Origin of the sequence: Arthrobacter mobilis, from assembly GCF_012395835.1 — a bacterium.
GTDB lineage: Bacteria > Actinomycetota > Actinomycetes > Actinomycetales > Micrococcaceae > Crystallibacter > Crystallibacter mobilis.
Genome location: NZ_JAAZSQ010000099.1, coordinates 1 through 585, shown reverse-complemented (window position 1 = coordinate 585; position 585 = coordinate 1). Strand labels below are relative to the sequence as shown.

Sequence of the window (585 nt, the reverse complement as noted above, 5' to 3'; positions counted from 1 at the left end):
CACTATCGTTAACTGAATACATAGGTTAACGAGGCGAACCGGGGGAACTGAAACATCTAAGTACCCCGAGGAAAAGAAATCAACCGAGATTCCCCCAGTAGCGGCGAGCGAACGGGGAGCAGCCCAGAGTCTGAATCAGCTTGTGTGTTAGTGGAACGGTCTGGAAAGTCCGACGGTACAGGGTGATAGTCCCGTACACCAAAATGCACAGGCTGTGAACTCGAAGAGTAGGGCGGGACACGTGGTATCCTGTCTGAATATGGGGGGACCATCCTCCAAGGCTAAATACTCCTGACTGACCGATAGTGAACCAGTACCGTGAGGGAAAGGCGAAAAGAACCCCGGCGAGGGGAGTGAAAAAGAACCTGAAACCGTGTACGTACAAGCAGTGGGAGCACCTTCGGGTGTGACTGCGTACCTTTTGTATAATGGGTCAGCGACTTATATTCTGTAGCAAGGTTAACCGTATAGGGGAGCCGCAGGGAAACCGAGTCTTAACTGGGCGTTAAGTTGCAGGGTATAGACCCGAAACCCGGTGATCTAGCCATGGGCAGGTTGAAGGTTGGGTAACACTAACTGGAGGAC

General features: G+C 52.1%; 1 rRNA gene. It reads left to right on the top strand.

The window, feature by feature from the left end:
- Positions 1–585 (top strand): 23S ribosomal RNA (locus HGG74_RS21065); the annotation flags it as partial.